Here is a 7,604-nt window from a genome sequence, read left to right on the forward strand (position 1 = left end):
CTCACGCCTTTTCCGCATGGATGTAGTCGACCGCCCGGCGCAGCGCCTTCGGGTCGGTGGAGCGCAGCTGATAGGCGTAGTTTCCCATGGCGCGGCTGAAAACCTCCTCGATGGCGTGATGATGGACGATCATGCCGCCATGGGCGGCCAGCACGTCGGCGTGGCTGTGCACATATTTGAGGTGCCGCTTGCGGCTGGCATAGGCGGTGAAATACTTGCCCCTGTAAGGGCCGCCGGCGGCGTCCTTGACCACCATGTCGGCCCATGCGGCATAGACATCGATATCGAAGGTGTAATTGATGGCATCGGTCATCCAGGCGCCAGGCGGCCGCATGTTGACCTCCAGCGCGATGACCCGGTCGTCCCTGGTTTCGAACAGCTCGATGTGGAAGAAGCGTTCGCGCACGTCGAACGCCTTGAGGATTTTCCTGCCGGCCTCCTCGACCGCCCGGCTGATCTCGGGAAAACAGACATAGCTCATATGGCGGTCGCGGTTGACCACCTCCATGACGCTCTGGTCGTAGCGGTGGCTGGCGGCCAGCACCACCTCGCCGTCGCGGTTGACCAGCCCGTCATAGGTCACCACCAGCCCTTCGATGAATTGCTCCATGACGAAGCTGACGCCTTCCGGCTTGTCCCTGAAGAAGCTGTCGAGTTCGCCGGTGCTGGAGATTTTGAAAGTGTTCGAGGCGCCGGAGCCCGAATCCGGCTTCACCACCACGGGATAGCCGACGCGGCGGATGAAGGTCATGGCGCCGGCGCGGTCGGAGCACTTGCGTTGCGGGATGGTTTCGACGCCGCTCTTGCGGAAGAACGCCCGCATGCGGCTCTTGCGTTTCAAATTCTTGACGAAGTCGAGCTTGGTGCCGAAGATGTTGAAGTCGGTGCGGATATTGGCTTCCAGCTCCAGCCAATGCTCGTTGAGCGATTCGAACCGATCGACGCGGCCCCATTTGTGGATGAAATGGCCGATCGCCCGGAACACCGGCTCGTACTCCTCCATGTCGTCGATGCGGTAATATTCCGAAAGGGCTGCCTTCAATTTGCCGTCCAGCGCATCGAACGGCGCGTCGCCAATGCCGAGCACGGTGGCGCCGGCCTTCTTCAGCCGGTCGCAGAAATCGGCGCCATTGGCTGGAAAATGCGGCGAGAAGAACACGAAGTTCATGGACGATCCCTCCCGGCGGCGAGCCATCGCACCCCCGCCGACAATCGACTCTGGCGCATTTGCCGGGCTCGGGGAAGAGCAACTGGATCAGGTGAGCGGCTGGGCCCGCGAAAGGTGACGCCAAAACCGCAAAATAAAAAACCCGCCTCGACAGCGGGTCCTCGGCGCCAGTCAGCACCATACCCAAATTAGTAGCATAGCTGCCGGCACAAAGCAAGAACAAAGTTGCTGTAATCAGGAAAAATCGCTTCATGTCGGCGCCGCGCCTTCATTGCAGCTTGGGTTCCTCGCCCCACGAAATGGGGATAGGTGGCTCGGCGAAGCCGAGACGGAGAGGGGACTGCGCCCTGCGAAGGCCCCCTCTCCGGCCGCGGAGCCTGTCCTTGGGCTTGCCGAAGGCAAGACCCGTGGACAGCCACCTCTCCCCCGTTTCGCGACGGCGAGGAACGCAAGTCTTGAGGCTGGATCGGCAGCTTCTGCGACAGCGAGGCTCCCACTTGCCTCGCTTTGCCCGCTCCTGTATGAAATCCGCCATGAGCCCGCGCGCCACCTCTTTTGCGTCCCGTCAGACCGGCATTGCCGGCCAGACCGTTCGCGCGCTTGCCTCCACCCTGCTGCTTCTCGGCCTTATCGGCGATCGCCGGGTTCGCTGAAGGAGCGCCCGGCGGTCGAATTCGCCGCTCACGCGCACGCTCCTTGGCCAGTCACAAATTGGCACGTCACATCAAGCGAACGAAATTCTGGTAAAGGCGCCGCTCGCCACCAATCCGCCTGAAGCTGGATCCGCGAGCCGCCGGGAGAAAAGACGATGAACGCACGAGAAGATATCCGTCTGAATGTAGAGGAAACCGCCAAGCCCGCGAGGGGCATGCCGGATGCTGCCCGCAAGTACCAGCCCTATCCGACCGTCGGTCTTGCCGATCGCACCTGGCCCTCGAAAGTGATCGATAAGGCGCCGATCTGGTGCTCGGTCGACCTGCGCGACGGCAACCAGGCGCTGATCGATCCGATGGGCCAGGAACGCAAGGCGCGCATGTTCGCCCTGCTGCTCGACATGGGCTTCAAGGAGATCGAGATCGGCTTCCCGTCGGCCTCGCAGACCGACTTCGATTTCGCCCGCTGGTGCATCGAACAAGGCAACGTGCCCGCCGACGTCTCGCTGCAGGTGCTGGTGCAGTGCCGGCCCGAACTGATCACCCGCACTTTCGAGGCGCTGAAGGGCGCCACCAATCCGATCGTCCATTTCTATAACTCGACCAGCGAGCTGCAGCGCCGCGTCGTCTTCGAGAAGGACGTCGCCGGCATCAAGCGCATCGCCACAGATGCGGCCAAGATGATCACCGACATGGCGGCCAAAGCCGGCGGCGGCTACCGTTTCGAATATTCGCCGGAGAGCTTTACCGGCACCGAGCTCGAAGTGGCGCTGGAAATCTGCAACGCCGTCACCGAGATCGTCAAGCCGACGGCGGAGAACAAGCTGATCATCAACCTGCCCTCCACGGTCGAGATGTCGACGCCCAACATCTATGCCGACCGCATCGAATGGATGTGCCGCAATCTCGACAATCGCGAGAACCTGTTGATCTCGCTGCACCCGCACAATGACCGCGGCACCGGCATCGCCACCACCGAACTCGGCCTGATGGCGGGCGCCGACCGCGTCGAAGGCACGCTGTTCGGCAATGGCGAGCGCACCGGCAATGTCGACATCGTCACGCTGGCGCTCAACATGTACACGCAAGGCGTCGATCCCGGGCTCGACTGCTCCGACATCAACCGCATGAAGGACGTCTACGAATACTCCAACCAGCTGAAGATCCCCGAGCGCCATCCCTATGTCGGCGAGCTCGTCTACACCGCCTTTTCCGGCTCGCACCAGGACGCCATCAACAAGGGCATGAAGGCGCTGCGCAAGGCCAACACGCCGCACTGGGAGGTGCCCTATCTGCCGATCGACCCGGCCGATGTCGGCCGCAGCTACGAAGCCATCATCCGCATCAACTCGCAGTCCGGTAAGGGCGGCATCGCCTATGTGCTGCATGCGGATTACGGCCTCAACCTGCCGCGCAACCTGCAGATCGAGTTCAGCCATGCCATCCAGGCGATCACCGACGCCGAAGGCAAGGAGGTGCCGGCCAGGCGCATCTACGAGCGCTTCCTCGACACCTACGTCGACCAGCCCGGCGCGCGGCTGAAGTTCCTCGACCACCACACCTACCCCGACACCGAGGTCAAGGGCCGGCGCGTGGTTGAAGCGGTGATCCTCGACAGGGGCAAGGAGGTGACCATATCAGGCACCGGCACCGGCCCGATCGACGGCTTCGTCGATGCGCTGTCGCGCCATGTCGGGGTGCCGATGTCGGTGCTCGATTATTCCGAGCATTCCATGCAGCGCGGCTCGAATGCCTCGGCCATTTCCTATGTCGAGATGGAACATCCCAGCGGCAAGCTGTTCGGCGCCGGCATCAATACCAATATCGTCGCCGCCTCGCTAGAAGCCGTGGTTTCGGCCGCCAACCGCATCGTCGGCCGAAAGGGCGGCTAGCCGGGACTGCCAGGCCCGCGCATCAGCCCACCGGAAATTTTATCCGGTGGGTACGCTATCGCACCATAAGCACATGCTTGTAAGGCGCCGCCAGCGCGATATGATTGTACCTCAACCTGTGCCGAATTCGAAGGGATCGACACTTGCAGCATACCACGCCTGCCGCCCCCGCAGTGCGCGAAACGTTGGAGCGATTGCTTGCCAGCGAAACGTTCGGACGATCCGAGCGCGCGCGCAAGCTGCTCCGCTACCTGGTCGAGCGCGAGCAGGCAGGCGAAGCCGACAGGCTCAAGGGCTTCTCCATCGCGATGGACGTGTTCGGCAAGGACGGCGATTTCGATCCGTCGACCGATGCGGTGGTGCGGGTGCAGGCCGGCAGGCTGCGCGAGCTTCTGCAGCAGTATTTCGCCAATGAGGGCGTTGCTGAACCGGTCCGCATCGCCATTCCGCGCGGCGGCTATGTTCCGTCCTACGAACTCAACGCCATTCGCTTGCCGGCGGAGGTGGAGCCCAAGGCAGAAAGCAAGCCGGAGCTGGCAACAGAGGAAGCGGCGACGACCGCCCCGCCCGGATCGCCGGAAGATGCCCGCAACCGGGCACATCCGGCCGCATTGCTGAGCGTTCCAGCCGTCGCCCCTGCTGCTCCTTCGCTGCAACGCCATTTGCAGTTCTTCTGGCTGGCGATCGCGCTGGTCATCCTCATGCTGGGTGTGCTGATCCTTCGCCAGGGCAGCGTGGTATTGCTGACCGGCGGCGACACGGCGGTCGAGACCGCGGTGGCGACCGGCAGCATAGCAGCGCCTCCGGTTGAAAACCTCCCCCAGGTCTACATCGCCATCAAGGCCGACAGCGACCTGGCTCGCCGTGTCGCCGCATCGCTGCGCGCCGGCCTCAGCGGCTTCGATACCATCAATTTCATCGGCCGTGATGCCGACAGCCCGCCCGATCCAGTAACCGACGCCGCCAGCTTCGTATTCGATGTCCTGCCCGGGCCGCGTAGCGGCGACATCATGCTCGAGCTGCAAAGCGTGGCGACCGGCCGCGTGCTGCTCTCACGCAACCTGACCGCCGGCGACAGCGCGAACACCGCCATCGAGGACCAGATCTCCGGCATTTTGAGCTCGGCTCTTCCCGCCTCGGGCACGATCTACAACTACATCGAGCAGAGCGGCATCCAGACCGGGCTAACGGCGTGTCTGGTGCTCAACGGCAAATATTATCTCGACCAGAACGCCCAGACGCACGAAGCCGCTTACCGCTGCCTCGAAGATCTTGCCAACCGGGAGGCGAAGTCGTCGCTCGTCTATTCGGAACTCGCTTCCTTGCATCTCGAAGCGGTCACCGACCACTATCCCTACCCCGCCGACGCGACGATCGACAAAGCGATGACGTTTGCCCATCGCGCCATCCAGATGGGCCCGACCAGCCCCTACGCGCACCGCGCCCTTGGTTATCTCAATTCGCGCATGGGCGATTCCGCGGAATCGATCCGCTGGATGCGCAAGGCCTATGAGCTCAATCCCTACGATCTCGCAATGGCCGCCGCCTATGGCTACGGGCTGGTTTTCGCCGGCAGGTACAGCGAGGGCACCCCGATCATCGCTCACGCGGTGGACATCGCCAGCGCCCATCCGACATGGTGGGATTACGGGCTGTTCGCCGGAGAGTTCATGATGGGCGACATGAACAAGGCGACGCTTGCCAGCGACGGCTTGCGAACGACGGAAATGAAATCGCATTATCTGGCGGCGCGGCTGATCGGCGCCAAGGCTGCCGGCCGCGAGAAGCTGGCGAGCAGGCTGCTGCAGGAACTGACCGCCAAATTCCCGAAATTCGCAGCCGATCCGCGCGCAACTTTCGTCGAACGAAGATATCCCGCCGATCTGACCAACCGGCTGGTGGAAGCCCTGCGCGCCGCCGGCCTTGGCGGCGCCAGCTGACGTCTCCCGGCGCGTGCGCGACGTCAGGTGATCGCGAAGATTTTACTGGCCATCCGGACGGCCAAAGCGCAATTCAGACACAATTTGAACCGGCCAACCTGATCCCCCATAGGCCTGATCCCGCATAGACTGATCTCCACATAAGTCCGACTTCCCGCAAAGACTGATCCTCGCATAAGACCGCCCCGGCATCCTGACTGATTCCGGCACCAAGCCATAAAGTTTGCATGACCCCATCCCTTTACGCTGCCGAACGGGGCACCGGCCCGACAACGATTGCCTTCCTGCATGGTTTCGGTGGCTGCCACGACGACTGGCGCGATGTGGCCGAGTCTTTGGCGCCCGGCGCGCGGACCCTGGCCTATGATCTGCCGGGACATGGGCTGTCGCTCGATTTTCCGGGCGGCGGTCCGGCCAGGATTGCAGCCAGTGCCGTCCTTGCGGATCTTTCCGCTCGCGGGATAAAGCGGGCCCATCTCGTCGGTCATTCGATGGGCGGCGCGGTGGCCGCCCTGATGGCATTGAGCGAGCCCGAAAGAATGGCGTCGCTGACGCTGCTGGCGCCGGGCGGTTTCGGTCCTGAGATCAATGGTCCGCTGCTGCGTCGCTACGCCGCCGCTGCCGGCACGGATGACATCCGCGCCTGTCTTGCCGCCATGTCGGGACCGCAAAGCCGGCTGCCGCAGCATAGGGTCGAACTCCTCAACGAGATGCGCCGGCGCCCCGGCCAGTTGCGTACACTTGTCGAGCTCGCAGCCACCATGACCAGGGATGATCGGCAACGCGTCATCCCGAACGAGCGGCTTGAAACGCTGAATATGCCAATCATGGTGGTTTGGGGAACCGACGACGCGATGCTGCCCGTCAGCCAGGCGGACAGCGTGCCGAAGCATTTTCATCTGCACCACGTGCTGGAAGCCGGCCATATGCTGGTCCAGGAAGCGCCCGGCCTGGTCGTCGAGGCCGTCCGTCGCAATATGCGGCGCCGCAGCAGGCGACTTCGTCCAGGATTCGCCGCTGCGGCGAGCTGATCGGTCCTCGCGCAGGCACGGCGGCGGCGCTTGTGCTCATCCAGCGAACCGCTTGCCGGCCCGTCGATCTCGCAAGTGCATTTTGCCGACGGCTGTGTTAATTCGGTGTTAACCAAACCCGCGAGGCAACGCCGATGAAGGACGCAGGCGAGAACATCACCCAGATCGATCAGTCGCGAAAACTGTCCGATGCCATTCGCGACGTCAAGAACGCCTTCGCCGACCGCGACGACGTCGTCGTCGACATGCGCGAAGCGCATCGCATGCGGCTCGATCTGCTTGCCGCCGAACTCGCGCCGGTCTTCGGCGACGTACCCACCGATATGGACAGTTTCGACTTCGCCGTCTCGTCCGGCCTGCAGCCACGGCTGTGGATCGACGCGGTCAGCCATGTCGCCATGGGACGCGACTGCCGCACCTACCGCTTTCTCAAGGACACGCGCATCGGCCGCGTCGTGCTCGCCGAGTCGACCGAGATGAAGGTCGTTGCCGATCAGGTGACGCGCTATGTCGCCGAGCGCGTTGTCGAACGCCAGAGAATGATGGAAGGCGGCATCGAGCAAGCCGTCGCCGGCCTGAAACGCGCCCTGGTGGCGGAGGCCGAGCCGCCGCTGCAGATCGCTGCGCGCAGCAACGGCTGGTCGGCGTTCTTCTCGGGCCTCGGCCTGATCGCCGCCGGCGCGCTGGTCGGCCTGGCGATTTCGCTCGTGTTGTTCTGGGACCGCATCGTCGCGATGAAAATCAGCTTCTAGAGCGGTTCAGCGTTTCACGGAACGCTGAACCGCTCTATTTCTTTGTTTTGACGCAATTCCGGACTGAAAACCGCTTCACACTTTTCCTGGAATTGCTTGTCTTATGACTTTCGCTGCCGAATGGGTCAGAAAGGAACGCTGAGAGAGGGTAGCCGCCCTCCCTCAGCG

General features: G+C 63.1%; 5 protein-coding genes. 4 read left to right on the forward strand and 1 reads right to left on the reverse strand.

Features of this window, described 5'->3' with window-relative positions:
- Position 1: 1 nt before the first annotated feature.
- On the reverse strand, positions 2 to 1,168 hold the full coding sequence (locus NKH41_RS28755) for an ATP-grasp domain-containing protein (RefSeq protein ID WP_352770868.1): 1,167 nt from the start codon (positions 1,166 to 1,168) through the stop codon (positions 2 to 4).
- An 808-nt stretch (positions 1,169 to 1,976) separates the two neighbouring features.
- Here NKH41_RS28755 and leuA point away from each other — a divergent pair.
- From leuA to NKH41_RS28775, 4 genes are all read left to right on the forward strand, one after another.
- A complete protein-coding gene (leuA, locus tag NKH41_RS28760) occupies positions 1,977 to 3,713 on the forward strand; it encodes a 2-isopropylmalate synthase (RefSeq protein ID WP_352770866.1) in 1,737 nt (578 codons plus the stop codon).
- Between the two features lie 143 nt (positions 3,714 to 3,856).
- The gene (locus NKH41_RS28765; RefSeq protein WP_352770864.1) at positions 3,857 to 5,653 is read left to right on the forward strand and encodes a tetratricopeptide repeat protein; all 1,797 of its coding nucleotides are present in this window, start codon (positions 3,857 to 3,859) and stop codon (positions 5,651 to 5,653) included.
- Between the two features lie 227 nt (positions 5,654 to 5,880).
- Entirely contained in the window at positions 5,881 to 6,684 is an 804-nt protein-coding gene (locus NKH41_RS28770; protein ID WP_352770863.1) for an alpha/beta fold hydrolase, read from the forward strand.
- A 134-nt stretch (positions 6,685 to 6,818) separates the two neighbouring features.
- Positions 6,819 to 7,436: a hypothetical protein gene (locus NKH41_RS28775; RefSeq protein ID WP_352935170.1), complete on the forward strand. Its 618-nt coding sequence runs from the start codon at positions 6,819 to 6,821 to the stop codon at positions 7,434 to 7,436.
- Positions 7,437 to 7,604: the final 168 nt, after the last annotated feature.

It is taken from the genome of Mesorhizobium sp. M1169, assembly GCF_040318345.1.
Taxonomy (GTDB): Bacteria; Pseudomonadota; Alphaproteobacteria; order Rhizobiales; family Rhizobiaceae; genus Mesorhizobium.

Excerpts from the sequence above, each read along its gene's own strand:
- NKH41_RS28755 (WP_352770868.1), bottom strand. The coding sequence starts at position 1,168 with ATGAACTTCGTGTTCTTCTCGCCGCATTTTCCAGCCAATGGCGCCGAT.
- leuA (WP_352770866.1), top strand. The coding sequence starts at position 1,977 with ATGAACGCACGAGAAGATATCCGTCTGAATGTAGAGGAAACCGCCAAG.
- NKH41_RS28770 (WP_352770863.1), top strand. The coding sequence starts at position 5,881 with ATGACCCCATCCCTTTACGCTGCCGAACGGGGCACCGGCCCGACAACG.
- NKH41_RS28775 (WP_352935170.1), top strand. The coding sequence starts at position 6,819 with ATGAAGGACGCAGGCGAGAACATCACCCAGATCGATCAGTCGCGAAAA.